The sequence below is a fragment of the Rhodococcus sp. DN22 genome (assembly GCF_036669995.1).
Classification (GTDB): Bacteria; Actinomycetota; Actinomycetes; order Mycobacteriales; family Mycobacteriaceae; genus Rhodococcus_F; species Rhodococcus_F erythropolis.
In genome coordinates, this window is sequence record NZ_CP133326.1 from 5,368,729 (window position 1) to 5,392,016 (window position 23,288).

Sequence of the window (23,288 nt, forward strand, 5' to 3'; positions counted from 1 at the left end):
CGATCCCGATTACAACCGGTAATCGAGGGCCGAGCCTCGAACCACACCGACCTTGACTCCGATGTAACCGCCGAGTGCACCCCCGGCCGCGATCAGGATCCAGAACGCCGGCGGAAGCAGAGCCTCGGACCCGTCGACCTCGGAGAACGCGGAATAACCTGCGATCAACGCGCCGAACAGGATGGGCAGTATCAGCAGAGCGGCAAAGAAAGTCACCCACACCGATACGAAGCGGCCCTTCCACCGGGCAATCTCGTGCAGAACCGTCAGAACGACCAGGAAGACACCACTACCGGTCAAGAAGGCGGCCAGAACTGCAAATCCGAAAGCCGAAGTCAGTTCCGACTCCACGTGAATCCCCCTGTACGTCAATCACCTGCACACTCAGCCCCAACTGCGATGCGACGAGTCTATTCACGACGGACGGCGTTTGTCGGCAAGTCGAGTCGCTCGTCTGCCGGAAACACACCCCGCTGACGCCTATGCTTGGAAAATGACCGAACCCGACATCAAGCCCAGAAGTCGTGACGTCACCGACGGACTCGAAAAGACCGCAGCGCGCGGCATGTTGCGTGCAGTAGGAATGGGCGACGACGACTGGGTCAAGTCGCAGATCGGCGTCGCCTCGTCCTGGAACGAAATCACGCCATGCAACCTGTCCCTCGATCGCCTGGCCAAGGCCGTCAAGGAGGGCGTACGGGAAGCCGGCGGGTTCCCTCTCGAATTCGGCACTATCTCCGTCTCCGACGGCATTTCGATGGGGCACGAGGGCATGCACTTCTCCCTCGTCTCCCGTGAAGTGATCGCGGACAGCGTCGAGACCGTCATGCAGGCCGAGCGTCTCGACGGATCGGTCCTTCTCGCCGGCTGCGACAAGTCGTTGCCCGGCATGATGATGGCGGCGGCCCGCCTCGACCTCGCCAGCGTGTTCCTCTACGCCGGCTCCACCCTCCCCGGCGTCGCCAAACTTTCCGACGGCAGTGAGCGGGAAGTCACCGTCATCGACGCGTTCGAGGCGGTTGGCGCCTGCTCGCGTGGGCTGATGAGCCGCGCCGACGTCGACACCATCGAACGGGCGATCTGCCCGGGCGAAGGCGCGTGCGGCGGCATGTACACGGCAAACACGATGGCCAGCGCCGCCGAGGCCATGGGAATGTCGCTGCCCGGCAGCGCTTCACCGCCCGCACCGGATCGTCGCCGCGACGGCTTCGCCCGCGAGAGCGGCAAAGCCGTTGTCGAGCTCCTGCGTCGAGGCATCACCGCCAGGGACATCCTCACCAAGGAAGCATTCGAGAACGCCATTGCAGTCGTCATGGCATTCGGCGGATCCACCAATGCGGTGCTCCATCTCCTCGCGATCGCGCACGAAGCGTACGTCCCGCTGACGCTCGACGACTTCGCTCGCGTCGGCGCGAAGGTCCCGCACCTCGCCGACGTCAAGCCTTTCGGAAAGCACGTCATGACGGACGTCGACCGTATCGGCGGCGTCCCCGTGATCATGAAGGCATTGCTCGACGCGGGACTCATGCACGGAGATTGCCTGACCGTCACCGGTAAGACCGTGGCGGAGAATCTCGCGCACATCACCCCGCCCGATCCCGACGGCAAGGTCCTGCGGGCGATGAACAAGCCCATTCACCCCACCGGAGGCATCACGATCTTGAAGGGGTCACTCGCGCCCGGCGGCGCGGTGGTCAAGTCGGCAGGATTCGAGTCTGATGTATTCGTCGGCACTGCACGGGTTTTCGAACGCGAGCGCGCCGCGATGGATGCTCTCGAGGACGGCACCATCACCGGCGGTGACGTTGTCGTCATCCGCTACGAAGGCCCGAAGGGTGGTCCCGGCATGCGCGAGATGCTGGCCATCACGGGCGCGATCAAGGGCGCGGGTCTCGGCAAGGACGTCCTGCTGCTGACGGACGGACGATTCTCGGGCGGCACCACCGGCCTGTGTGTCGGACACGTTGCGCCCGAGGCCGTCGACGGCGGTCCCATCGCGTTCGTTCGCGACGGCGATCAGATCCGGCTCGACGTGGGTACCGGACAACTCGAATTGTTGGTCGACGACTCCGAATTGGAAGCCCGCAAGAAGGGCTGGGAGCCGTTGCCGCCTCGCTACACACGTGGTGTGTTGGCCAAGTACTCCAAGCTCGTGGGATCAGCCTCGGGTGGAGCAGTGTGCGGCTGATCCCAGCCCGCCGCTAGATCGGCCGGTACCCGGCGCCGACACCTCCGTGGGCATTGATCGTGTCCACGATGGAGGTCATGTTGGTGCCGAGTTCCGGCCCCAGGCACGGCACCCAGAGGTAGGCGTTGACCATCGCGACCAGCGTCGTCCCGACCGTGACCGGGGCTCCCGAATCACCGTGGTCGACGCAGATCTGAGTCCAGGTGGATGCGTCGGCGCTCAGGTCTCCCCAGACGACGCCGCAGGTCGTGCCCGTCGTACGGCCTTCCTTGCAGGCTGTAGCCGGGAAGCTGGCTGGAGCGCCGATCGAGGTGATGGTTGCCGCGCCCACCGTTCGAACTGGTGTGACCTTGCCCGGATCGAACTGGATGACCCCGTAGTCCAGGTCCGGGTTCGACTCGACGAACGTGCCGACCACGCCTGCGTCCTCGTTGCTTTCCGGGATCACGAACGATCCAGGACCACCGCAGTGACCTGCGGTGATACCTACGAGTCTGCCGCCGTTGTCGTGACCGATAGTGGTCAACGTACAGACCAGCTGATTGTCGATGATGATGCCCGAACCACCACCCATGGGCGTGGGTGCAGCAACAGCGTTGCTGCTGACGATGAACCCGAGTCCGAGTGCCAAGACCAACGCTGCCAGAGCCGAAACAATTCGCTGCAACATCACAATCTCTCCGCCGGTAATCTCCCCGCTGCAAAAAACGCATACCCCGGAAAGTGCGGACCTACGCAGCGTTTCTAGTCGGTAGCTCCGAGCGCTTCGAGCATCTTGCGTGCCTCCTCGAGCTGACGACTCAACTCGTCGACTCGCGCTGCAGCCATGTCCCGTGCAGCGACGATGATGGACTCGACAGCCTCGATTGCGGTGGGCTCACCCAACTCGCGGACAGCTCGCTCGACCGCATCGGGTGCGACCGGAACTGCTTTGCCCGGACGCTTGGCGCCCTGTGTGACCGTCACGCTCCAGTCGTTGTCCGCGCCGGCATGGATGGTGACGCTGATACCGGCCGGCAGTTTCTTCGCACGCTTGACGGCCGGACGAGGTGTCGCGGCAGGGGCAGCAGTGGCAGTCGGTACCGGAGCGGGTGCAGGCTGCGCACGCGGCTTCGGTCGAACAGGCTCTACGAGTGGCTCCATCAGGGGCTCGGACTCCACAACTGGTTTGGGCCGTGGCGCCGGTTTGGCCGGTGCCGCGGAGACGCGGTTTATGCGCAATTCCTCTGCCTCGAAAGGCAATTCGTCGTTGACGCCTTTGGGGCGGATCATCACGGTGTTGCCGTCCACCGACACGACTTTCGCCGAGGTACCGGCTTCGATCCCCAAGCTGGGAGTCGCCTCGCGCAGATAGACGGTGGCGCGCTTGCCTTCGGCGACAGCCGTGGCGAGCGCTGCCAGATTGTCCGCAGTGAGGTGATCCGGCGTTGATGCGGCAGCGCCGGAACGTCTACGGGGTGGCATGCGCAGGTCCTTTCAGAAGTATCTCGTGCATTTCGGTATCGACAGTGCTTTTCTCGGGGCAACTCTTGCACAAGCCACCGACGTGTTGACTCTCACCGCCCGCCTGAGCCCGAGGATCCGTAGACGGTTCGGCCAATTCAGTACTGTTCTCGGGGCACCGCGTGGAAGATGGTGGACAGAAATTCGTTGCGGCAATAAGGAGCACGGTGAGCAGTTCGGAGTCAGAGTGGATCGACGAGGTCACCGAACCCGCCCCTGCTGAATCTCACGTTGCCGAACCTCACACTGCTGATCCGGTCGACGTCGATGCTCATCTGCTCAGCCGGATTCAAGCCGACATCGAGGAGTCCCTCCTCGGCGGACCGCGCTGCTTCACGCAATCGCAGATCGCGGAATTCGCCGGTGTGACACGCGAGCGTGCCGATCGTTTGTGGGTCGCGATGGGCTTTGCCGTCGACGAGGATCCCGACGCCGTCATGTTCACCCAGCAAGACGCCAACGCCCTCAAGACGATCATCGACATGGTCAATCGAGGAGTCATCTCGCAGAGCAGTGAGGTGGCTGCCGCCCGTTCACTGGGGCAGTCGATGTCGAGGTTGGCTGAGTGGCAGGTCTCGCTGATCAGCACACACATCATCGACCAGCTCGCCGACTCGGCAGATCACGAGCCCGAAGCGATCCGGAAGATCGTTCTGCGCCTCGGCGCCGAGATCATTCCTGCTGTCGAATCTCTGCAGACGTACGTGTGGAAGCGCCACGTCGCGTCGTCGACGGGCCGCAACGTCGGAAACCCGGGCGAAGAAGTAGCGAGTCGTGTTCTGGTCGTGGGTTTCGCCGACATCGTCGGGTACACCTCGCTGACCCGCGGCCTCGACTCCGCCGAACTCAACGATCTGCTCGAGCGGTTCGAGTCCGCGTCCACCGAAATCATCGGTCGCAACTACGGCTGGGTGGTCAAGACCGTCGGTGACGAGGTCATGTTTGCCGCCGAGAGTCCTCATCACGCAGCCGAGATCGCTTTGCAGATCCAGCAGGCGGTCCTCGCCGATCACGACGATCCGCAGCTTCGGGTGGGCCTGGCCATGGGGCCGACGTTGGTTCGCTTCGGAGATCTCTACGGTTCGGTGGTCAACAAGGCCGCGCGCCTCACCAGCTCTGCTCGTCCCGGCACCGTGCTGATCGACTCCGAGTTGGCCACCCAACTCGGCTCGGACGCCAATTTCAAACTGCGGCACCTACGTCCGCGACGAGTGCGCGGCATCGACAGGCTCGAGCAGTACGTGCTACGCCGCAATCTGGAGCCGTGAGCTCTCAGCTCGACACTCCGCGTGCAGCCAGAAAGTCGTCCACGATCTGCTCACACGCAGCCTCCCCGAGAGGCGTCAGCGTGGCCAGCTTGGTGAGCACCAAAGGTCCGACCAACTGAGCAAGTGCGACGTCGTAGTCGTACTCCCCCAACGCGTCGATCGCGTCCGGCGAGCGCAGGATCCGATCGAACGCGTGTCGGTACTGCTCGAAAACCGTCTGGCGCAGCGATCGCAATTCGGGCTTGTCCGTGGACAGAGCATCGACGCTCGAATAACCCTTCAGTTCCGGCCCCAAGCCGAGCCAGCACATCGCCGTCACCTGGATCGGTGCGCTTTCGATGGCCTTGGCCTGACTGGTCAACAACTCGAGCAACTGCGCGCGGAGATCGCCTTCACCGGACATCTCCGGCACCGGCGGCAGTAGACGTGCAAATGCCGCGGCGAGTAACTCCGTGCCGCTGTCGAAATGGCGGTACAGCGTCGCACGCGCGACGTTGGCCAACTTGGTGACGGCATCGATCGTCACGGCGTCGACGCCGCCTTCTGCCAGCAGCGTGGTCGCTGCGTCGAGCAACCTGGACCTGGAACGCTGTTTGCGCGGGTCCTCGTCGTTTCCCTGCTGTTCGATTCCCTGCTTGTCGATTCCCACCGTCACAACTTCAGTTATACCCACTTGGGGGTTGTGGAACTGCTGTTCTTGTAACGATACTGATGGTCTTGTTTCTATCGGGAGGTTTCGTGAGTAGCGATACGACGCTCGAACAGTCCACGTGGACCATCCGACAGATCTGGATGCTGACGGTCGCGTGCTGCGCCGTCGCGCTGGTCGTCGCAGCGATGGCCGCTCTCAACACGGCCCTTCCCGACTTGGCCCGCGATACCGGTGCAACACAGAGCCAGCTCACGTGGATCGTGGACGGGTACACGCTCACGCTGGCTTGTCTCTTGTTGCCGGCGGGCGCACTCGGCGATCGATACGGTCGACGAGAACTGCTCATGTTCGGACTACTCGTTTTTGCTGCCGGCTCGTCGATTCCGGTCTTCGCGGACGAACCGTCGTGGATCATCGTCTCCCGCGTGATCTCCGGCGTCGGCGCCGCATTTGTCATGCCGGCGACGCTGTCTCTACTCACTGCAGGTTTCCCGCCGACGCAGCGTGCCCGCGCCGTCGGAGTCTGGTCCGGCGTCGCAGGGTCCGGTGCAATCGCCGGACTTGTCGTCTCCGGGTTGCTCCTCGAAAAATGGTCGTGGCATTCGATATTCGTCAGCCTGGCCGTCGTCTCAGTTCTCATCCTCGTGGTGTCGTTCACGATCGTGACGTCGAAGGACACGGAGGCAACTCCACTCGATCTACCTGGTACAGCGCTGATCGCCGGCTCGATCGGGCTGTTCGTCCTCGGGATGATCGAGGCGCCGGCCCGTGGTTGGCTCGATCCGGTAGTTCTCGCGTTGCTGGTCGGCGGAATTGCCATGGCCGCGGTATTCAGCTGGGTCGAATTACGTACTCGCCATCCACTTCTGGACGTGAGACTGTTCGCCAATCGCGCATTCGGCAGCGGCGCAGCGTCACTGACCCTGCAATTCCTGGCGACTTTCGGCTTGTTCTTCCTGATCGTGCAGTATCTCCAACTGGTGCTCGACTACTCCCCCCTGCAATCGGCGCTCGCCCTGATGCCGATCGCTGTGCCGGTGATGGCGCTGTCCGTGGTTGCTCCCCTACTGATTCCGCGTATCGGCCTTCGCGCTCTCACCGCCACCGGGGTTGCCTTCCTCGGAACCGGAATTGCACTCCTGACGCGCTTGGATGCCAGTTCGACCTATGCCGAAGTCTGTGTTCCCTTGGTAGTGGCCGCCATTGGATTGGGTTTGTCGACAACCCCCGCCACTGCTGCCATCGTCTCCAACGCACCGGACTCCAAACAGGGGGTTGCCTCAGCAGTCAACGACGCAACCCGTGAGATCGGCTCCGCCATCGGCGTTGCACTGGCGGGAAGTATCCTCGCCGCCGGCTACGGAAATCACGTCCAGCCCGCGGTCGACTTGCTACCCGAACCGGCCAAGGAGCCGGTATCCGGTTCTCTGGCCGCCGCTCTCCACGTCGCCGAAGCAGCCGGGCCGCAGGGTGCCCAGTTGGCCGAATTCGCCCGTGAAGCCTTCATCAAAGGCATGGATCAAGGAGCACTCACGCTCGCTTCGATCATGTGGGTATCCGCGATCGTTCTGGGATTCTGGGCTCCGGGTCGTCAGCGAGACTGACCGCCTCGTCGGTACGCCGGGGCCTTGGTCGTCTGCTCCGACTGCAGAGTCTGCAGGAGGGGCATCGACCGGAGTGGCACCACAACCGAGAGAACCATGACGCTGGTCGACCGGGTGGCTATCCCCGACCGATTCAGTTCGAGCAGCGTCGCTTGCAAATCCTCGTGCGACGCAGCGGCAATCCGGCACAGCACGTCGCCGGAGCCGGTGGTGGCAAAGGCTTCGAGCACACCGGGGATTGCCTCGAGTTCCGCTGTGACGGTGTCGAGCGCCCCCTGGGCGATCTGCAAAGTCACGAATGCCTGTACTCCGAAACCCGCTGCAGCCAAATTGATGTGCGGCGCGTATCCGGCGATGACGCCCGCATCTTCCATCCTTTTCAATCTCGCCTGCACTGTCGCCCGCGCAACCTTGACCTGACGCGAAAGCTCCAACGCACCGGCTCTCGGGTGCTTGTTCATCGCGTCCAACAGAGCCAGATCCACTGCGTCGAGATTCACGTCTGCTCCACTCGTCGTTCAACTATGCAAATTGCCTACAAAACAGTGCCACCATCTTCGCATTCCGGCGCTGTGTCTACTTTCAACTACCTCCGTTGACTACCCAACCTCTGAAGGACTTATCTGTTTGTACTGGCAGTGCCGAACATAACTCGAGCACCGCGCTGTGTACATCGCACTCAGAGGGGACTCACCATGACCGTCGAACAGACTCTCACCGACGACGAACAGTTGGCCGGCCTGGATCTGGAGCAATTACGCCAGCTGGTCGGACTGGTCGAGTACGACAGCGATCACGATCCCTTCCCCGTGAGCGGTTGGGACGGCCTCGAATGGATCGTCGGAAATGCCACGCAGACTTCACATTTCTTCCAGTCTGCGTTCGGCATGGAATTGGTGGCCTATTCAGGCCCGTCGACGGGAAACCGCGACCACCACGCGTTTGTACTCAAAAGCGGGGCCGTGCGGTTTGTCGTCAAAGGTGCTGTGGATCCGGCAAGTCCGCTGATCGAACATCACAGCCGTCACGGCGACGGTATCCGCGACATCGCGCTCAGCGTCCCTGACGTGGACAAGTGCATCGCACACGCCATCACCCAAGGCGCGACGGTGTTGAGCGAACCGCACGACGTCACCGACGAGCACGGCACCGTTCGCCTGGCCAGCATCGCGACGTACGGCGAGACTCGGCACACCCTCGTCGACCGTTCCCGCTACACCGGCCCTTACCTTCCCGGATACGTCGAACGGACGTCGTCGTACCGCAAGCGTGACGGCGCGCCCGAGCGCATCTTCCAGGCCCTCGACCACGTCGTCGGCAACGTCGAACTCGGCAAGATGGACCAGTGGGTCGACTTCTACAACCGGGTCATGGGATTCACCAACATGGCCGAGTTCGTGGGCGGCGACATAGCCACCGACTACTCCGCGCTGATGAGCAAGGTCGTCTCGAGCGGCAATCACCGAGTCAAGTTCCCACTTAACGAACCTGCCATCGCGAAGAAGCGGTCACAGATCGACGAGTACCTCGAGTTCTATCAAGGTCCCGGCGCTCAGCATCTCGCGCTTGCGACCAACGACATCCTCGGAGCAGTCGATGCTCTGGTCGACGAAGGAATCGAGTTTCTCTCTACTCCGGCTTCGTATTACGAGGATCCCGAATTGCGCGCGCGTATCGGAGAGGTTCGAGTTCCGATCGAGGAATTGCAGAAGCGAGGCATCCTCGTCGACCGCGACGAGGACGGCTATCTTCTTCAGATCTTCACCAAGCCGATCGGAGATCGTCCCACCGTGTTCTTCGAGATCATCGAACGCCACGGCTCACTGGGATTCGGACTGGGAAACTTCAAAGCCCTGTTCGAAGCGATCGAGCGTGAGCAGGCCGCGCGGGGCAACTTCTGAAGTAGGTCAGCTGTTTTCGGTCCACGCCCAGACCACCGCGGGTCGCCCGGTGGCACTGACCCGGACTCGTTCGTCCGTACGTTCCAGCCCTGGCAACGCTTTGAGCGTCCGGTTCAAATTGCCCGGGTCCGGACGCACACCGGAAAGCTCCTCCGCCACGGCCAGCGCGTACGACGCCGGAAACGACGGACCCAGTAGTGCCCGCGTGAATGCCTGATCTCGCCACAACAGGGTGTCAGCAAGGATCGGGCGGGTATCGGCGACTATCCGATTGTGGTCGAACGCAAGGTCCCCCGGGTTGTCCCAGCTCACCCATTCGGCCGAACCCGGCACCTCGTCCGACGAGATCACTGCCCACATGGTCACCGAGAGCGTCGGACCGCGGGGGTCTCGATTGGGTTCGTCGAACACGGTCAATTGACCGCTGACGAGGATCTTCTCGTCGGGAATTCCGAGCTTGGTGGTCACGGCTCGCCTGGCGGCGTCCTGCAACCGCTCACCGGCGCCCAGCAGTACACCGGGCAGCGCCAACTGCCCGGTGTACGGCTCCGCTTGCCGCGGAGTGACGGCAAATCGCAACATCCCGGGTTCCGGATTGCCGAACCGGAGCGCGATGACATCGATCGAGACAAGTGACTGGTCCACACCGTCCATCATGCAGGCACTGGGCATCGCATCTGACGATCGACCCGGTCGGCACCGTTCGCGGTCAGCACTACCGGCGCACCCATTTCCTCGCTCAGATACCGGGCGAAATCCTCCGGGTCGGCCGGAAGTTCCTTCGGCACGACCCCTACGGCTTTCAGGGAATCTGTCAGCGCCTGCTGGTGATCGAGATCCTTCCACTCTCCGACCGGAACGAACGGCAATCCTTCGTACGCGTGCACCCCGTGGATCGGGACGCCTGCAGCCCGCGCGCGATCCATCGCGTCGAGATGAGTAAGCGCCAAACCGTCGACGCCACCGCTCACCTCGATTGCGTAGTGCAACAACAACTCGTCGAGGTGGCCCATCCGGAATCCGCCTTGATACTCACCCGTCCCGTTGTGCAGCTCGGGCAACACCTTCGCCAGCTCCGGATCCTCCGTCGGGAAGGGCCCAGCTCCGTGTCGTGTCATGTACGTGCGGGTGACGCCGAGTACGTAACTGTCCCGGCCCAACTCGTCGATCATCGCTCGCGCGTTGGACGGTTCGACCGTCGACCACGTGGTGTGTGGGTGAAACCCCCGCCACTCGTCGAGAAGGACACCTTGTGCCCCCTCGAATACCAGACGACCACGGGCACCCAACGCGCCCAGCGCATCCGGGTCGGCGATGTCCACGACGGCACCGAATTCCGCGTACATGTCGACCATGTCGTCGATCGGCGGAAAACCGTGGCGACTCTCCGCGATCAACGGTCCGTAAAATGTGGCCATCGTCGACAACTTACGACGCAAGGAGTCAGGTCGCCGGCAGTCTCCCACCGTAGGCGCATTCGCAACTTCGAGCGCATACGCCGCGGTCTCACCGATCCCCTTGCCGCACGAGCCGTGTCGGTTACCGCCGCGAGCATCCTCACGAGCCCTGTTGGCGGCCACGTGAATCGGCGTCGTCAACAATGCGCGCGCGTCGATCCGTATCAAATCGAACGGATTTCGAACTCCGAGCGCTTCCAGAGCACGCGCCTCCCGGGCGAGCGCGATGGGCTCGACCAACACGAATCTCGAGAGAAACGTCGGGACGCCGGACAGCGTTCCCGAACCGAACTGCGAAAACGTGTGGTGGCGCTCGCCGACCGTCACGTTGTGCGCTGCCTGTGCCCCACCGTTGAACCGGACCACTGCGGCCACACCCAAATCGGCTTGGTCGGAGCAAAGCCAATCGACGGTTGCTCCCTTCCCCGCATCTCCGAACCCGAGGTCTACGACGACGATATCGCGGTCTTCAAACGGCTCCATCATGCTCTCCTTCTATGCGAAATCGACATCGTCCGTATCGGTTCCGAGATCGTGGGGCAACCCGGCCACCGTCGCGGTGCTGCGCCCTGGAATTAGAGCGAGAGCCTTGCCGACGGTCTCGGCTTCAGCTCTTGAACCGATGTCGCGGAGATCCGCCAGTCCGTCACGCAGGTCGATGCGGTCCTCGCCGATTCCGACCGTCAGCGCGATCAGTTCGCACACCGCAGCGGGGTCGTCGAGTTTGACGAAGCGTTCACCGAGCAACTTCTTCCAGTGATCCGCGATTTCCGGATCGTTGAAGTACGACGACTGATCTGGCAGAACGAAGTAGACATTCCATCTTTCTTCGAGTTCACGGTAGATCGACGAGACCGATACGTCCTGACGTACCTTGTCCCCGATCACCGAACGGATGTGACGAGCCGAGAGCCGCGGCTTGTTCAGCTCGTCGCCGATGATGAAGAGGTAGCCTTTCCTTCCGCGCTTCTCCCAGGCATCCGTACTGGTGTGGCGCGCCATGAAATATGCTGCCAATTCATAGCTTTCCGACTTCTGTCCGCCACCGTTGCCCTCGAGGAAGATCGTCCGAAGCTGCTCGTCCATCGCGTTACCCGACTCGAACTGACCGACTTGTAGTGGCACCTGATCGGAATCGGCGTCGCCGATACCACCGAACAGAATCTGCGGATCATCCGCGTATCCCTTGCGTTGCAGCAGCCCGTGCAGCTTTCCGAGCTTGTCCTGCATGATTCGCGGAACAGCGCCCATCGAGCCGGTGACATCGAAAAGCACTGCTATCGGGAGAGAATCGGGGTGCCCGGCCGAGTCTCGGCATTCACGCTTGTCGACGCCGAAGGGGTCGAGGGTCGGGTCCGCTTTCCAACTGCTTCGCGGACGCGACCGAAGCGAATCGGTGTAACCGAAATCGTCGACACCGCGTGCGGCACGAAAAGTCTTGCCCGCCAAATAGGTGTTGTCGTCCCAGTATCCGTAGCCCATGACAATCACTGTCCTTTCGTGGATGGAACTGCGAACGGACGAAATGTCCGCTGGCCATAGAGAAGATCGAGGAGTTCGTCGAACTCACCCAGTAGGTCGACCGCGTCGGGACGCAATCTCGGGTTGTCCTGCATGCTGCCGTCGGCAAACGCCTTCATCCGTTCGTGGGTCTGCTCGCCCAGCATTCGGAGCATCAAATGATGAGCCATGTAGACGTCCCAGGCCGGAGACGCTCCTTCGCCGAGTTCCGGTGGGTACGAATCACGATCGGAACCGATCGTCGCCACCGGGCGGCTGCCCGTACGGGTGGCAAAGGACCAGCCGACCAGCACCACCCCGTGCCGATCAGGCTCGATCAGCACGTTCTCCGCGGTAATCGCCGTGTGCACCCAACCAGTCGCATGCGCTGCTGCCAGAGCCCGAAGTAGCCGTCGGTGCATCCACGCCCAGTCCCGTGGATCGAGGCCACCTGGATACGCCTCACGGACGTCGGCGAGACTCACAAAACCTTCGGTCAGATCGTCCAACACATCGATCTGACGTCTCGTGCCGCTGCCCACATGGGTGATTTGATCGATCAATCGCGGGAAGTACGAGACTGCCCAACCGGCTTCGCACGAATTCTCGATGTCCGTCAACACATTCCGTTCGGCCTCGATCATCGAGTTCGCCCGAGGGTCTCGCGGAATCTTCAGTACGACACCGGCATCGGACCGGTACAGGTTAGCGACCGAGCCGCGCGCTACCAGTCCACCCAACGTGTACTCGCCCCGCTCGCCGACATAAACGGGCCGAGAATCTGCCGGCTCGAACTCCGCTGTCCAACTGCGGTATAGCTCGTTCAACCGAGATGTCGCGGCCGAGTATCGCACCCGATCTTCGGGCTTCGCCCGGTCCGGATGAATGGCGGAGGCGAGCCGATGAAAACGACGCTTTGCAGCGCGACGGGTGTCGAGATCGCTGGAGTCTCCCCCGAACACATCGGCCGAAACTCGTGCTGCCTCGACGATTTCAAGTGCCGTGCTGATCGTTTTCATAGTTTTAGTCTATCTGACTAAAACGAAGACGGCAAGAATGCGTATTTCATCCGAGTACATGCGCATCACATCAGGACACGGCAATCACCTGGCGGTACCGAGGGCTGAAACAGCTTTGCGTAGCTCGATCACTGCCAGACTGCTGTCGCCCTCGCGGGTACACAGATCGATCGAACACTGCTCGATGTCGGAAATGCGCACGAAACTGATATCCGAGCGGGTGTAGTACTCGGCAATGGTTGCTGCCGTTATCACCACCGCCCGACCGTTGGCGACAACCTCGAGCGCTTCGTCCATCGTGCGGACAGAGGGACCGTACCGGACGGGTACACCACTCGGGCGCGGGTCCACCGACCACCATTTCACCCATTCGGGTGGCGCACCGTCACTCGAAACCTGCACAGTCCCATCTATTTCAGAAATCTCGATACTCGTACGGCCCGCCAGTCGGTGTCCTCGAGGCAGGGCCACCACCCGCGGTTCGACGCCGATCCGTTCGAGCACCACACCGTCGAGCACCGGCAGTGGAGGGCGCACGAAGGCGGCATCGACGGTCGCGCTCGCCACCGCGGAAACCTGTTGGGACCAGTCCAATTGGACCAGCTCCACCTCCGCATGCAACGAATCGATCACCGCACGTCCCAAACTTCCGGCCGCCCCGTTGATGAATCCGATCCGCAACCGCCTGGCCCGCCGACGCTCGAGTGCGTCGAGCCCGTTCATCGCGCGAACGGCGAACTCGAGAGCGGGCCGCGCATCCGCGACGAACACCTCACCCGCGGCGGTGAGCACCACCGGGTGCGAACTGCGATCAACCAACTCGACACCCACCTGTTCCTCGAGTCGACGAATCTGCTGACTGAGAGCAGGCGCCGTGACGAACAACCGGTCTGCCGCTCGGCCGAAGTGCCCTTCCGCCACGACGACGAGCAACGAGGACACCAACCGCAGATTCAGATCTTCACCTCTTCTCGCCTTTTTCATTACCGTCCATTCGGTTGTCTTAGGCCGCTGTTCGCCAGCAAAGTGATGACCATCACGGTATCTGAACAGCGGAGTTAAGCAAACCGGCAATTGTCGAACGAAGTTCTACATGTACAGCGAATGCCACGTCAGGTCACAGTTGTCGCAGATCCGGACAGCCCGCCGAATCCGCGAAACCAGGAGATGTGATGAGCAAGTACGAGCACGAATTCGTCCACATGATGGATGGCGTCGAAAAGCAATTGGAAACCATCGACAATCCGCGGCACCAGAAGATCCTCCGAAACTACCGGCGCCACGCATTGCTCGAGGTCTCCGGTCGTTACAAGGAAATCCTCTCGCCCGACATGACCGTCGAAGAACCCGTCTACCGGTTGTTCGAAGACGGGCAGTCGATTGTCCTCGACGGCATGGACGCCGTCACCAACTTCTACCAGTCACTCGCCGAGACGGACACCCTTGTCATGTGGACCGGACAGTCCGACTTCGCGGTCTCCGACAGCGGATTCTCGGGTGAGACTCTCTTCAGTCAATTCGTCCCAGGATCGATTCTGGGAGACGGGGTGTTCGGCGCGGTGCACGAATCGGGTGGATCCACCCCCGCAGCCCCCGAACAGTCGTCGGACATCGACCCCGACGGTTGGTATCTCGTGCGTCGGACCTTGGCATTTGTCTGGCCGTACGACGAGCAGGGGCGACTCATCGGTGAGCATGTCTACGAAGATTCTGCTTCGAAAGTCGTGACCAAGGTGGACCCGAGCGAAGTCATCACGGCGGCGCGCGCAGCCGAACTGCTTGCCCCACTGCTCGAAACGCACCTGCCGTGAGCGCGCCCGTAGCCATTGTCACCGGCGCAGCTGCCGGGTTGGGCGCCGCTATTGCCGAGCGCCTTGCGGAGGACTTCGGCACCCTGCTTCTCCTCGACATCGAAGAGGCCGCACTCGCCGACACCGCAGCACGCCTGGAAAGCCTTGGCGTAGCAGTCCACACGGCACGATGCGATGTTCGACGTGAAGGTGACGTCAAGAACGCCTTCGACGTGGCTGCATCGGCCGGAAGCCCGACTGCACTCGTCAACGGCGCCGGAATCGGCGTCTTCACTCCGTTCCTCGAGATCACCGAAGACCAGTGGGACAACACCTTTGCGGTGAACACCAAGGGCAGCTTCCTGATGTGCCGCGAATTCGTGAGCAGAACCGAGGGTCCGGCAGCGATCGTCAACATCGCGTCGATCGGTGCCCGCTTGGGCGGTGACATGCTCGCGCACTACGGACCGTCGAAGGCCGCCGTGATCGAGATGAGTCACAGCGTCGCCCGGATCGGTGCGACTCGAGGACTTCGCTCGAATACGGTCATGCCCGGCCTGATCCTCACCGACATGTGGCTTCGAACCATCAAGGAACTGCGTCGACGCGATCCCTCGCTCACAGATGTTTCCGATGCTGACGTCTTCGATTCTTTTGTCGCACAGATGGTTCCGATGGGTCGAGCTCAGACGCCCGGAGACATCGCCGAGATGGTCGCCTTCTTGCTCAGTGACAAGGCTCGCAACGTCACCGGCCAGACGATTGCCGTCGACGGCGGCGCCGTGATGACCTGATCGGGTCGATGGCGGTCAGCCCCAGCGCGACTGGCCGCCGTCGAGCGGGATCGTGGCACCCGTGAGGTACCCGGCGTCTTCGCTGACGAGGAAGACGACGGCACGACCGATGTCGGTCTCGGGGTCTCCGACGCGTCCCAGCGGAATACCTGCGACAAATGCCGCTGCCTCTTCGGGATTCTTGTCCATCCACCACTGCAACGCGGGAGTCTTGGCGTGCGGGGCAACATTGAGAACGCGAATGTTGTCCTTGCCCCATTCACAGGCCGCAGCGCGGGTCAACGAGCGCATGCCTTCTTTGATGGAACCGTAAGCGCCGTAGTTACTGGCATCCCAGCGCACCGCCGCCGAGGTGACCATGTTGATGATGACGCCACCGCCACGACTGTTCATGTGGGGGTACGACGCCTGCATCATGCGCAGGGTGGCGAGCGGCCCCGTCGCGAAGGAACGCTCGAAGTCTTCGTCGAGCACGCTCAAGAGTGGGCCGGGCTTGCAGTCGTTGGCGTTGTTGACCAGGATGTCGATTCCGCCGAACAGTTCGACGGTACGGTCCACGGCGTCGGTGATGTCGTCCTTCTTGCTGACGTCGCAGACCACCGCCTCACCGCGCGCACCGATGTCAGCCAGTAGTCCGCACGTGGTGTGCAACTTGGATTCGGTGCGGCCGGCAACGGCGATCACGGCGCCCTCTTTGGCCAAGGCCAGGGCAATCCCCTGCCCGATTCCCTGACCCGCACCGGTGATGAGTGCGACTTTGCCTTCGAGCTTGCCCATGTGACTACTCCAATGTCCGTCGACGCAGAGGTCCCTTTTGCGGGAGGGACCGGTCGATTCTGGTGACTGCCGCTGTTTGTCGTCTACACTCGACCTACAAAACAACCAAGCACTTGCTTGACCCTAAGGTGTGCGACCACGTCGCGTCAATCACATTGGGCGGCAATTCAGCTCGGCACCGCACCAGGAAGGCTCCACCGTGACACTGCCCAACCCCGTCGATTTCAGCGGACGCTCGGTGATCGTCACCGGCGGCACCAAAGGCATCGGCTACGTCATCGCCGAAACCTTCCTCGCCGCGGGTGCGAACGTGCTGGTCTGTGGCCGTAACGAGCCCGAAAACCTACCCACCGCCGACGGTCGTAGCGCAGCCTTTCGCGCCACGGACGTCCGCGATCCCGCCGACGCCGCAGCCCTCGTCCAGGATGCCGTCGAGCGCTTCGGCCGTCTGGACGTCCTGGTCAACAACGCCGGCGGCTCCCCCGATGCCGATGCTGCGACGGTGTCACCCCGCTTCGTCGAGAAGATCGTGGCCCTGAACCTGTTGGCACCCTTCAACGTTGCCCAGGCCGCAAATGCAGTGATGCAGACTCAGGACGACGGCGGTGCCATCATCAACATCGGCAGTGTCTCGGCGATCGACCCGCAGCCCGGAACCGCGGCGTACAGCGCAGCCAAGGCAGGCCTCCTCGTTCTGACCAAGGCATTGGCCCTCGAATGGGCGCCGAAGGTCCGGATCAACCACATCACCACCGGCCTGATCCGTACCGAGGCTGCCGCCGAGGTCTACGGCGCCGACGGCGGCGCTGCGGTCACCAGGACCATTCCGATGGAGCGCATGGCCGTGCCGGCCGATATCGCCAACTCCTGCCTGTTCCTGGCGAGCCCGCTCTCCTCGTACGTGAACGGCGCCGACATCGCCGTTCACGGCGGCGGTGAGTACCCGGCTCGCTACATGGCGACCCACCAGGATTGAAACAAATACGAAGCAGCCCCTGAGCGGATTCGCTCGGGGGCTGCTTCTTCGTGTGAACAACTGCGGGGCGCGACGAGGGGTCAAGCACCCCGCAGTTGAGTCTGGAGGGACTAGCGAGCGGAGAAGCTCACTCGTGCACCGGAAATCGCTACCTGATCACCCTTGGTGACCTGGAAGGCCAGGTCGTCGGGAGTTCCCCACGCAACGATGGACGGCGCTTCACCCGGATGGATTGCCGCAGCGAATCGACCCTCGAGGCTCACGAGGTCCGCCGGATGCACTCCGGCGACCCGGGCAAGCTCGAGCGTGCTCGCGGCCAACGTGCACAGGCCGTGCATGATCGGACGCGGCTGGTTGATCCGCGCCGCAGCCTCGGGATCGATGTGGATGTGGTGCTTGTCGCCCAGGAGCCGGTACATCGCCGTCTGGTTCTCCGCTGTGGTCAACACACCGGTCAACGAAGGCTCGCCGGTCGGCTCCGCCGGACGTGAGGGTCCACGTTCTCCGCCGAATCCACCGGCACCGGGGGCAAAAAGTGACCAGGTCGCGACGAAGTATTCGCACTCCACCTTCACTTCGAACACGGCCGCTGCGCCCTTGTCCCACACCTCGCCGACCGAAGCCTTCAAGGTCACGTCACCGCTACGCGGAAGCGGAGCAAGCACTTTCAGCTCTTGCGAGCCGTGCAGTGCCGTCGAGGTGTCGAAGGCGCCCGCCGAACCCAGAGCGTCGGGAGCCCACTGCGCCAGCGTCAGAGCAAAGGTCGGCAGTACCCGAAGCTGATCCTCGAAGACGAGGTCCAGCTCGGTCGCCTTGGCGCCCACGGCAAGTGCGTACAGGATCGCGTCGCGCTCGGTGTACGACACGGTGCGGGTCCCGAGATCGGCTCCACGCCAATCGCCGGCGGTCTTCGCAGCTTTCGAAGTTGTCACTGTCTTTTCCTCTCTCAAACAGCGCCGAGAACGAGACCGCTGGTGGGTACTGCTGTTCCGGCTGTGACCAATACGTTTTCGACGCCCTCGGGCTGGTTGGTCGACGTGCCTCGCACCAGTCGCACACCTTCGGCAATTCCGTTGACACCGTGCAGGTACGCCTCGCCGACCTGACCACCGTGAGTGTTGGACGGCAGGCGTCCACCGATCTCGAGGTTGCCTTCGCGGATGAAGTCCTTTGCTTCGCCTGGCTTGCAGAAGCCCAGTTCTTCGAGCTGGGGAAGCACCAACGGAGTGAAGTGGTCGTACAGAATCGCGGCGTTGATGTCATCAGGGGTCAGGCCGCTCTGGCCGTACAACTGACGAGCAACCAGGCCCATCTCCGGGATACCGGAGATGTCGGGCCGGTAGTAGCTGGTCATCATGTGCTGATCCTTGCTACTGCCCTGAGCGGCGCCCTTGATGACGACGGGCTTGTTGGCCAGATCCTTTGCGCGCTCGGCAGAGACGATGACCAATGCCTGGCCACCGTCGGTTTCCTGGCAGCAGTCGAGCAGGTGCAGCGGCTCGGCGATCCAGCGCGAGTTCTGATGGTCCTCGAGCGTGATCGGACGCTCGTAGAACCAAGCAGCCGGGTTGTTGGCGGCATGCTTGCGCGCCACCACTGCAACTCGTCCGAAGTCCTCACTCGTCGCACCGTACTGGTGCATGTAGCGGCGGGCGAACATGGCGACCCACTGAGCGGGAGTCGACAATCCCTGCGGAGTCATCCACGCATATGCCGCGCGATCCGCGGTGCTGTCCATGGGGCGATCGTGCTGCCCTAGGCCGTAGCGCACACCGGAGCGCTCGTTGAAGGCGCGGTAACAAACCACGACGTCGGCAACACCCGTCGCAACTGCCATGGCCGCCTGCTGCACGGTGGCACACGCAGCGCCGCCACCGTAGTGAATGCGCGAGAAGAACTTCAGCTCGCCGAGACCACAGTTGCGAGCCACGATCGCTTCGCCGTTCGTCTCCGACGTGTAGGTGGACAGACCGTCGACCTCGGACGGATCGATACCGGCGTCAGCGAGTGCCGCGACGATGGCCTCACACGCCAACTGCAGTTCGGTGCGGCCGGAGTTCTTGGAGAACTCGGTGGATCCGATGCCGACGATGGCGGCGGCTCCCGAGAGTGGGCTGATCGCCATCAGGGCCTCTCCTCTTCCTTGAAAGCGACTGCGACGGTGCCGGATGCATGGTTGCCGAGGCTGTTTGCACCCTGCACCTTGACCACGACCACTCCGTCTTCCTTGGACACGACCTCACCGGTCATCGTCATGGTGTCACCCGGGTAGTTGGGCGCCCCGAGACGAATGGCGATGCGGCGCAGGGTCGATGCAGATCCGGCCCAGTCCGTGACGTATCGACCGACAAGACCGTTGCTCGTGAGGATGTTCATGAAGACATCCTTCGAGCCACGCTCCTGGGCCAGGCTCGGATCGTGGTGCACGTCCTGAAAATCGCGAGTGGCGATTGCCGTGGCGACGATCAACGTGCGGGTCAGCGGGATCGCCAACTCGGGCAATGCCTCTCCGACAACGACGTCTGCGTAACTGCGACCGGCAAGTACGGTCATGCGAGCACCTCCACACCGGATGCGAGCTGCGCACCCAGACGCGCCAGATCGGAGCTGGAACCACCGAGGGTGGCAGCAATCTGCTTGCCCCACAACAGGTGACGGTGAACCGGGTAGTCGGTGTCGACGCCCATGCCGCCGTGAACATGCGTGGTGCGATGCACGACGCGCTGTCCGCCGTCGGTAGCCCACCACTTGGCGACCAGTACCGAGGTGCCGAGATCCAGTCCCTCGGAGATGCGCCAGGCGGCCTGCCACAGTGTCACGCGCATCGCTTCGAGATCGATGTAGCAGTCAGCGAGTTGATGATTGACGGCCTGGAAGGTCGCCAGCGGACGGCCGAACTGCTTGCGGCCGTTCAGGTACGTGACGGCCTGCGCGACTGCACCCGACCCGACGCCCCATTGGATTGCGGCCAATGCCAGCTGAACGCGGTCGATCAGCCACGGAACCGTGGTGCCGTCAGCCGCACCGATCAGCTGCGCGGGGGCACCGGCAAAGGTGACGTTGGCACAGATCTCCCAACTGGTGGACTGCGTCTGTTCGAGCGTCACTCCCTCGGCACTCAGGTCGACCAGCAGCAGTGCCGTACCAGTGGAAGCGGTTGCCGAAACGAGAGCAAGGTTCGCGACGTGAGTCATCGGCACTACTGCCTTCTCACCCGTCAGAGTCCAATTGCCGTCGGCGTCCTGCTCAGCCGTGGTCAGTGGGTCGCCGCCAGTGTACGGACCGAACTCTTCGAGACCGACGGTCAGGAATCGACTGCCGTCGGCAACTCCCGGAAGGAGTTCGGCGCGAAGGGAATCAGAGCCGAATTCGTTGACAGCCAATGCTGCAAGGGTCGTTTCCCAGATCGGCACGGCCGCAACGTGACGTCCCTGCTGTTCGAGCAGTGCGTACAGCTCGGACAAGCCGAGGCCACCGCCGCCGAACTCCTCCGGCAGGGCGATACCGAGCAACCCGGTGCTCGCGAGCTCACGCCACAGTTCACGGTCGACGCGCTCAGCGGAGAGTTCGATCTCCTTGGTGCGCTCGATCGTTGCCTTGCTGGTGAAGACCTCGTCGGCCAGTGCGCGAATTGCTTCCTGCTCTTCGCTGAAATTGAAGTCCATCAGTGCTCCTCGCGTACGGCCGGCCGGAACGCGGGAAGCGTCAGATCCGGGTCGGCGTCGATCCAGTCAAGTTCCACGGGCATGTCGACCACGACATCTTCGGGCGCGATACCCACCATGTTGGCGATCAATCGGGTTCCCTCTTCGAGTTCGATTACCGCAACGATGAGCGGGTAGTCGAACGCGTCGATCTTGGGGTGATGATTGACCACGAAGCTGTACACCGTGCCACGCCCCGACGCGTCGATCGTGTCCCACTCGAGTGACTGGCACTCGCCGCACATCGGGCCGGTGGGATGACGCAACGTCTTGCAGGACGTGCAGCGCTGGATCACCAGACGGTGCTCTTTGGCCGCTTCGAACCAGAAAGCGTTGTCCGCGTTGAGAGCCGGACGCGGACGCAGTGCACGAGGAGCTTCGGGCGCAGCAGATTCCTGAGGTTTGAACCGCAGCGTCCGCCACCGCTGGGTGCCGACAACCTGATCGTCACCGTTGCGGTAGGTCTTGAGCGTCGTGACGAAGTGTCCGACACCGAGGCCGGTCTTCTTCTCCGGCGAAATCGACTCGATGACCTCGGTGTAGTTAACGCGATCGCCTGGGCGCAGTTCGGCGAAGAACTCCTGATCGGAATCGGTGGCCACGACAGAGCTGTAGCCGGCTGCGTCGAGGGTGGCGATCAGATCGGTCCACACCTGCGACGGGTCGTTGCCCGCCATCTTGTCGGTAAAGGTCCGCATGATCCAGACCTGAAGCATCTGAGCGGGAGCGACGACGCCGTCACGACCGGTGGCGCGGGCAGCGTCGTCGTCGAGGTAGACGGGGTTGATATCGCCCATGGTCTCGGCCCAATGCCGGATCATGGGGATGTTGACCTCGTCTGGCCCCCAGGTGGTGGGAACAAGCGTCTGGCCTACAAAAGCGTCGAGTTGCGCCGAAATGTCGCTCACTTGACCCTCTTTTCGCGAACGAGTCCCAAGCCGATGGTGCCGACCATGTCCCGCAGAACTTCGTTGACGCCGCCGCCGAAGGTGTTCACGACACCCTGACGCGAGATCTGCTCGATCTGACCGGCAAGCAGAGCGCCCGGAGACTCGGGGCGGATGCGACCGGCGGAGCCGAGAATTCCGAGCAGGGTGCGGTAGACGTCGACGTGAGTCTCGGTCCCGTACGTCTTGGTGGCACCGGCGTCGGCTCCGGAGAGCGTGTCCTGTGCGACGGCTGCCGTCATCTTCCAATTCAGCAGTCGCATGGCCTCGAGCTTGGCGTGTGTGCGAGCGAAGTCCTGTTGCACCCACGGGATGTTGATGGCGCCGTTTTCCTTGGCCCAGTCCAGGACCAGGTTCCACAGACCGTACGTGCGACCACCGATGGCCGCCAGGCCGATTCGCTCGTGGTTGAGCTGAGCCGTGATGAGCTGCCAGCCGCCGTTGACCTCGCCCACAACGTCCTTCGACGGAACTCGAATGCCGGAGTAGTACGTGGACGTCACCATCAAACCGCCGACGGTGTTGATCGGTGACCACTCGAAGCCTGCATCCTCGGTGGGGACGATCAGGATCGAGATTCCCTTGTGCTTGGGGGCATCCGCGTCGGTGCGGCAGGCCAGCCACACGTAGTCGGCAGTGTTGGCGCCACTGGTGAAGATCTTGTTGCCGTCGACGATCCACTCGTCACCGTCGAGAACCGCACGAGTCTTGAGTGACGCAAGGTCGGTGCCGGCCTCGGGCTCGGTGTACCCGATTGCGAAGACGATGTCGCCGGCCAGGATGCCGGGCAGGAAACGTTCCTTCTGTTCTTCGGTGCCGTACTTCATCAACGTCGGTCCGACGGTATTGACCGTCACGAAGGGAAACGGCAGACCTGCGCGCTGAACCTCGTCGAAGAACACGAACTGCTCTTCGATGGAGCGTCCCTGTCCACCGAATTCCTTGGGCCAGCCGATACCGAGCCAACCGTCCTTGCCCAGCAACTTCACGATCTCGCGGAAGTACTCGCCACCCACACCTTGCTCGCCGGCCGCGCGACGCTTCTCTTCCGGCAGCAGCGCCGCGAAGTACGCGCGCAACTCCTTGCGGAGCTCCTGCTGCTCGGGCGATTCCCTCAGATCCATCGCTGTTTCTCCTATGGCATTCATGGCTGGCAACTCTTGGCCTGGACGCTAACCAGATGCCCAGGTGGGCGCTGTGAGTGTCTC

Annotated in this window: 24 protein-coding genes; 7 read left to right on the top strand and 17 right to left on the bottom strand. The window is 62.7% G+C overall.

Going from position 1 to position 23,288, the window contains the following annotated elements:
• Positions 1–9: 9 nt before the first annotated feature.
• Positions 10–351: a hypothetical protein gene (locus tag RA302_RS24585; protein ID WP_003940142.1), complete on the bottom strand. Its 342-nt coding sequence runs from the start codon at positions 349–351 to the stop codon at positions 10–12.
• A 142-nt stretch (positions 352–493) separates the two neighbouring features.
• Here RA302_RS24585 and ilvD point away from each other — a divergent pair, with 142 nt between their 5' ends.
• Entirely contained in the window at positions 494–2,188 is a 1,695-nt protein-coding gene (gene ilvD, locus RA302_RS24590; RefSeq protein WP_003940201.1) for a dihydroxy-acid dehydratase, read from the top strand.
• A gap of 13 nt (positions 2,189–2,201) precedes the next feature.
• Here the strand turns inward: ilvD and RA302_RS24595 are convergent, their stop codons facing one another.
• Positions 2,202–2,858 carry a S1 family peptidase gene (locus RA302_RS24595; protein ID WP_007732621.1) on the bottom strand — a complete coding sequence of 219 codons (657 nt, stop codon included), beginning with the start codon at positions 2,856–2,858 and terminating at the stop codon, positions 2,202–2,204.
• Positions 2,859–2,932: 74 nt separating this feature from the next.
• Positions 2,933–3,652, bottom strand: coding sequence for a DUF6319 family protein (locus RA302_RS24600; protein ID WP_030537011.1), 720 nt, complete (start codon positions 3,650–3,652; stop codon positions 2,933–2,935).
• 314 nt (positions 3,653–3,966) lie between these two features.
• Between RA302_RS24600 and RA302_RS24605 the strand changes: the two genes are divergently transcribed.
• The gene (locus tag RA302_RS24605) at positions 3,967–4,959 is read left to right on the top strand and encodes an adenylate/guanylate cyclase domain-containing protein (RefSeq protein WP_208690623.1); all 993 of its coding nucleotides are present in this window, start codon (positions 3,967–3,969) and stop codon (positions 4,957–4,959) included.
• A gap of 4 nt (positions 4,960–4,963) precedes the next feature.
• On the opposite strand, the gene RA302_RS24610 is transcribed toward RA302_RS24605, so the two are convergent.
• Entirely contained in the window at positions 4,964–5,614 is a 651-nt protein-coding gene (locus tag RA302_RS24610) for a TetR/AcrR family transcriptional regulator (RefSeq protein WP_030537009.1), read from the bottom strand.
• 56 nt (positions 5,615–5,670) lie between these two features.
• Here RA302_RS24610 and RA302_RS24615 point away from each other — a divergent pair, with 56 nt between their 5' ends.
• A complete protein-coding gene (locus RA302_RS24615; RefSeq protein ID WP_030537008.1) occupies positions 5,671–7,215 on the top strand; it encodes an MFS transporter in 1,545 nt (514 codons plus the stop codon).
• Here the strand turns inward: RA302_RS24615 and RA302_RS24620 are convergent.
• Positions 7,203–7,715, bottom strand: a complete 513-nt coding sequence (locus tag RA302_RS24620) for an Lrp/AsnC family transcriptional regulator (RefSeq protein WP_003939810.1) — start codon at positions 7,713–7,715, stop codon at positions 7,203–7,205. The genes RA302_RS24615 and RA302_RS24620 overlap by 13 nt on opposite strands.
• Positions 7,716–7,910: 195 nt before the next feature.
• On the opposite strand from RA302_RS24620, the gene hppD reads away from it, so the two are divergent.
• Positions 7,911–9,116, top strand: a complete 1,206-nt coding sequence (gene hppD / locus RA302_RS24625; protein WP_030537007.1) for a 4-hydroxyphenylpyruvate dioxygenase — start codon at positions 7,911–7,913, stop codon at positions 9,114–9,116.
• Between the two features lie 6 nt (positions 9,117–9,122).
• Here hppD and RA302_RS24630 read toward each other — a convergent pair whose 3' ends face one another.
• The 5 genes from RA302_RS24630 to RA302_RS24650 form a co-directional block, all read right to left on the bottom strand.
• On the bottom strand, positions 9,123–9,773 hold the full coding sequence (locus RA302_RS24630; RefSeq protein ID WP_020909123.1) for an NUDIX hydrolase: 651 nt from the start codon (positions 9,771–9,773) through the stop codon (positions 9,123–9,125).
• Positions 9,770–11,056 (bottom strand): adenylosuccinate synthetase, encoded by a 1,287-nt coding sequence (locus tag RA302_RS24635; RefSeq protein WP_080712765.1) that lies wholly within the window; start codon positions 11,054–11,056, stop codon positions 9,770–9,772. The genes RA302_RS24630 and RA302_RS24635 overlap by 4 nt, the downstream gene beginning before the upstream one ends.
• Positions 11,057–11,068: 12 nt before the next feature.
• The gene (locus RA302_RS24640) at positions 11,069–12,055 is read right to left on the bottom strand and encodes a hypothetical protein (RefSeq protein ID WP_030537005.1); all 987 of its coding nucleotides are present in this window, start codon (positions 12,053–12,055) and stop codon (positions 11,069–11,071) included.
• Positions 12,056–12,060: 5 nt separating this feature from the next.
• Positions 12,061–13,092 (bottom strand): hypothetical protein, encoded by a 1,032-nt coding sequence (locus tag RA302_RS24645; RefSeq protein WP_030537004.1) that lies wholly within the window; start codon positions 13,090–13,092, stop codon positions 12,061–12,063.
• Positions 13,093–13,176: 84 nt separating this feature from the next.
• Complete coding sequence (locus tag RA302_RS24650; protein WP_007732639.1) at positions 13,177–14,076, bottom strand: LysR family transcriptional regulator; 900 nt, start codon at positions 14,074–14,076, stop codon at positions 13,177–13,179.
• A 188-nt stretch (positions 14,077–14,264) separates the two neighbouring features.
• On the opposite strand from RA302_RS24650, the gene RA302_RS24655 reads away from it, so the two are divergent.
• Positions 14,265–14,903, top strand: coding sequence for a hypothetical protein (locus tag RA302_RS24655; protein ID WP_007732640.1), 639 nt, complete (start codon positions 14,265–14,267; stop codon positions 14,901–14,903).
• On the top strand, positions 14,900–15,676 hold the full coding sequence (locus RA302_RS24660) for an SDR family NAD(P)-dependent oxidoreductase (protein WP_007732641.1): 777 nt from the start codon (positions 14,900–14,902) through the stop codon (positions 15,674–15,676). Before RA302_RS24655 ends, RA302_RS24660 begins: the two co-directional genes overlap by 4 nt.
• 15 nt (positions 15,677–15,691) lie before the next feature.
• Here the strand turns inward: RA302_RS24660 and RA302_RS24665 are convergent, their stop codons facing one another.
• Positions 15,692–16,453: an SDR family oxidoreductase gene (locus tag RA302_RS24665; RefSeq protein WP_007732643.1), complete on the bottom strand. Its 762-nt coding sequence runs from the start codon at positions 16,451–16,453 to the stop codon at positions 15,692–15,694.
• Between the two features lie 199 nt (positions 16,454–16,652).
• Here RA302_RS24665 and RA302_RS24670 point away from each other — a divergent pair, with 199 nt between their 5' ends.
• Positions 16,653–17,429 (top strand): SDR family oxidoreductase, encoded by a 777-nt coding sequence (locus RA302_RS24670; protein ID WP_003940546.1) that lies wholly within the window; start codon positions 16,653–16,655, stop codon positions 17,427–17,429.
• A gap of 110 nt (positions 17,430–17,539) precedes the next feature.
• Here RA302_RS24670 and RA302_RS24675 read toward each other — a convergent pair whose 3' ends face one another.
• From RA302_RS24675 to RA302_RS24700, 6 genes are read right to left on the bottom strand one after another with little or no spacing between them, the layout of a single operon-like run.
• The gene (locus RA302_RS24675; protein ID WP_030537003.1) at positions 17,540–18,361 is read right to left on the bottom strand and encodes a MaoC/PaaZ C-terminal domain-containing protein; all 822 of its coding nucleotides are present in this window, start codon (positions 18,359–18,361) and stop codon (positions 17,540–17,542) included.
• A 14-nt stretch (positions 18,362–18,375) separates the two neighbouring features.
• Positions 18,376–19,554: a lipid-transfer protein gene (locus RA302_RS24680; protein ID WP_003940050.1), complete on the bottom strand. Its 1,179-nt coding sequence runs from the start codon at positions 19,552–19,554 to the stop codon at positions 18,376–18,378.
• Positions 19,554–19,982 (bottom strand): MaoC family dehydratase, encoded by a 429-nt coding sequence (locus tag RA302_RS24685; protein ID WP_003940399.1) that lies wholly within the window; start codon positions 19,980–19,982, stop codon positions 19,554–19,556. The genes RA302_RS24680 and RA302_RS24685 overlap by 1 nt, the downstream gene beginning before the upstream one ends.
• Positions 19,979–21,094, bottom strand: a complete 1,116-nt coding sequence (locus tag RA302_RS24690; protein WP_030537002.1) for an acyl-CoA dehydrogenase family protein — start codon at positions 21,092–21,094, stop codon at positions 19,979–19,981. The genes RA302_RS24685 and RA302_RS24690 overlap by 4 nt, the downstream gene beginning before the upstream one ends.
• Positions 21,094–22,041 carry an OB-fold domain-containing protein gene (locus tag RA302_RS24695; RefSeq protein ID WP_030537001.1) on the bottom strand — a complete coding sequence of 316 codons (948 nt, stop codon included), beginning with the start codon at positions 22,039–22,041 and terminating at the stop codon, positions 21,094–21,096. The genes RA302_RS24690 and RA302_RS24695 overlap by 1 nt, the downstream gene beginning before the upstream one ends.
• Positions 22,038–23,204 carry an acyl-CoA dehydrogenase family protein gene (locus RA302_RS24700; RefSeq protein WP_020970792.1) on the bottom strand — a complete coding sequence of 389 codons (1,167 nt, stop codon included), beginning with the start codon at positions 23,202–23,204 and terminating at the stop codon, positions 22,038–22,040. The genes RA302_RS24695 and RA302_RS24700 overlap by 4 nt, the downstream gene beginning before the upstream one ends.
• Between the last annotated feature and the right edge of the window lie 84 nt (positions 23,205–23,288).

Bases quoted from the DNA above. Each gene is read 5' to 3' on its own strand.
- RA302_RS24690 (WP_030537002.1), bottom strand. From the start codon at position 21,094: ATGGACTTCAATTTCAGCGAAGAGCAGGAAGCAATTCGCGCACTGGCC.
- RA302_RS24630 (WP_020909123.1), bottom strand. From the start codon at position 9,773: ATGATGGACGGTGTGGACCAGTCACTTGTCTCGATCGATGTCATCGCG.
- RA302_RS24645 (WP_030537004.1), bottom strand. From the start codon at position 13,092: ATGAAAACGATCAGCACGGCACTTGAAATCGTCGAGGCAGCACGAGTT.
- RA302_RS24600 (WP_030537011.1), bottom strand. From the start codon at position 3,652: ATGCCACCCCGTAGACGTTCCGGCGCTGCCGCATCAACGCCGGATCAC.
- ilvD (WP_003940201.1), top strand. From the start codon at position 494: ATGACCGAACCCGACATCAAGCCCAGAAGTCGTGACGTCACCGACGGA.
- RA302_RS24700 (WP_020970792.1), bottom strand. From the start codon at position 23,204: ATGGATCTGAGGGAATCGCCCGAGCAGCAGGAGCTCCGCAAGGAGTTG.
- RA302_RS24650 (WP_007732639.1), bottom strand. From the start codon at position 14,076: ATGAAAAAGGCGAGAAGAGGTGAAGATCTGAATCTGCGGTTGGTGTCC.
- RA302_RS24680 (WP_003940050.1), bottom strand. From the start codon at position 19,554: ATGGCGATCAGCCCACTCTCGGGAGCCGCCGCCATCGTCGGCATCGGA.
- RA302_RS24615 (WP_030537008.1), top strand. From the start codon at position 5,671: ATGGTCTTGTTTCTATCGGGAGGTTTCGTGAGTAGCGATACGACGCTC.
- RA302_RS24635 (WP_080712765.1), bottom strand. From the start codon at position 11,056: ATGGAGCCGTTTGAAGACCGCGATATCGTCGTCGTAGACCTCGGGTTC.
- RA302_RS24685 (WP_003940399.1), bottom strand. From the start codon at position 19,982: ATGACCGTACTTGCCGGTCGCAGTTACGCAGACGTCGTTGTCGGAGAG.
- RA302_RS24665 (WP_007732643.1), bottom strand. From the start codon at position 16,453: ATGGGCAAGCTCGAAGGCAAAGTCGCACTCATCACCGGTGCGGGTCAG.
- RA302_RS24655 (WP_007732640.1), top strand. From the start codon at position 14,265: ATGAGCAAGTACGAGCACGAATTCGTCCACATGATGGATGGCGTCGAA.
- RA302_RS24640 (WP_030537005.1), bottom strand. From the start codon at position 12,055: ATGGGCTACGGATACTGGGACGACAACACCTATTTGGCGGGCAAGACT.
- hppD (WP_030537007.1), top strand. From the start codon at position 7,911: ATGACCGTCGAACAGACTCTCACCGACGACGAACAGTTGGCCGGCCTG.
- RA302_RS24595 (WP_007732621.1), bottom strand. From the start codon at position 2,858: ATGTTGCAGCGAATTGTTTCGGCTCTGGCAGCGTTGGTCTTGGCACTC.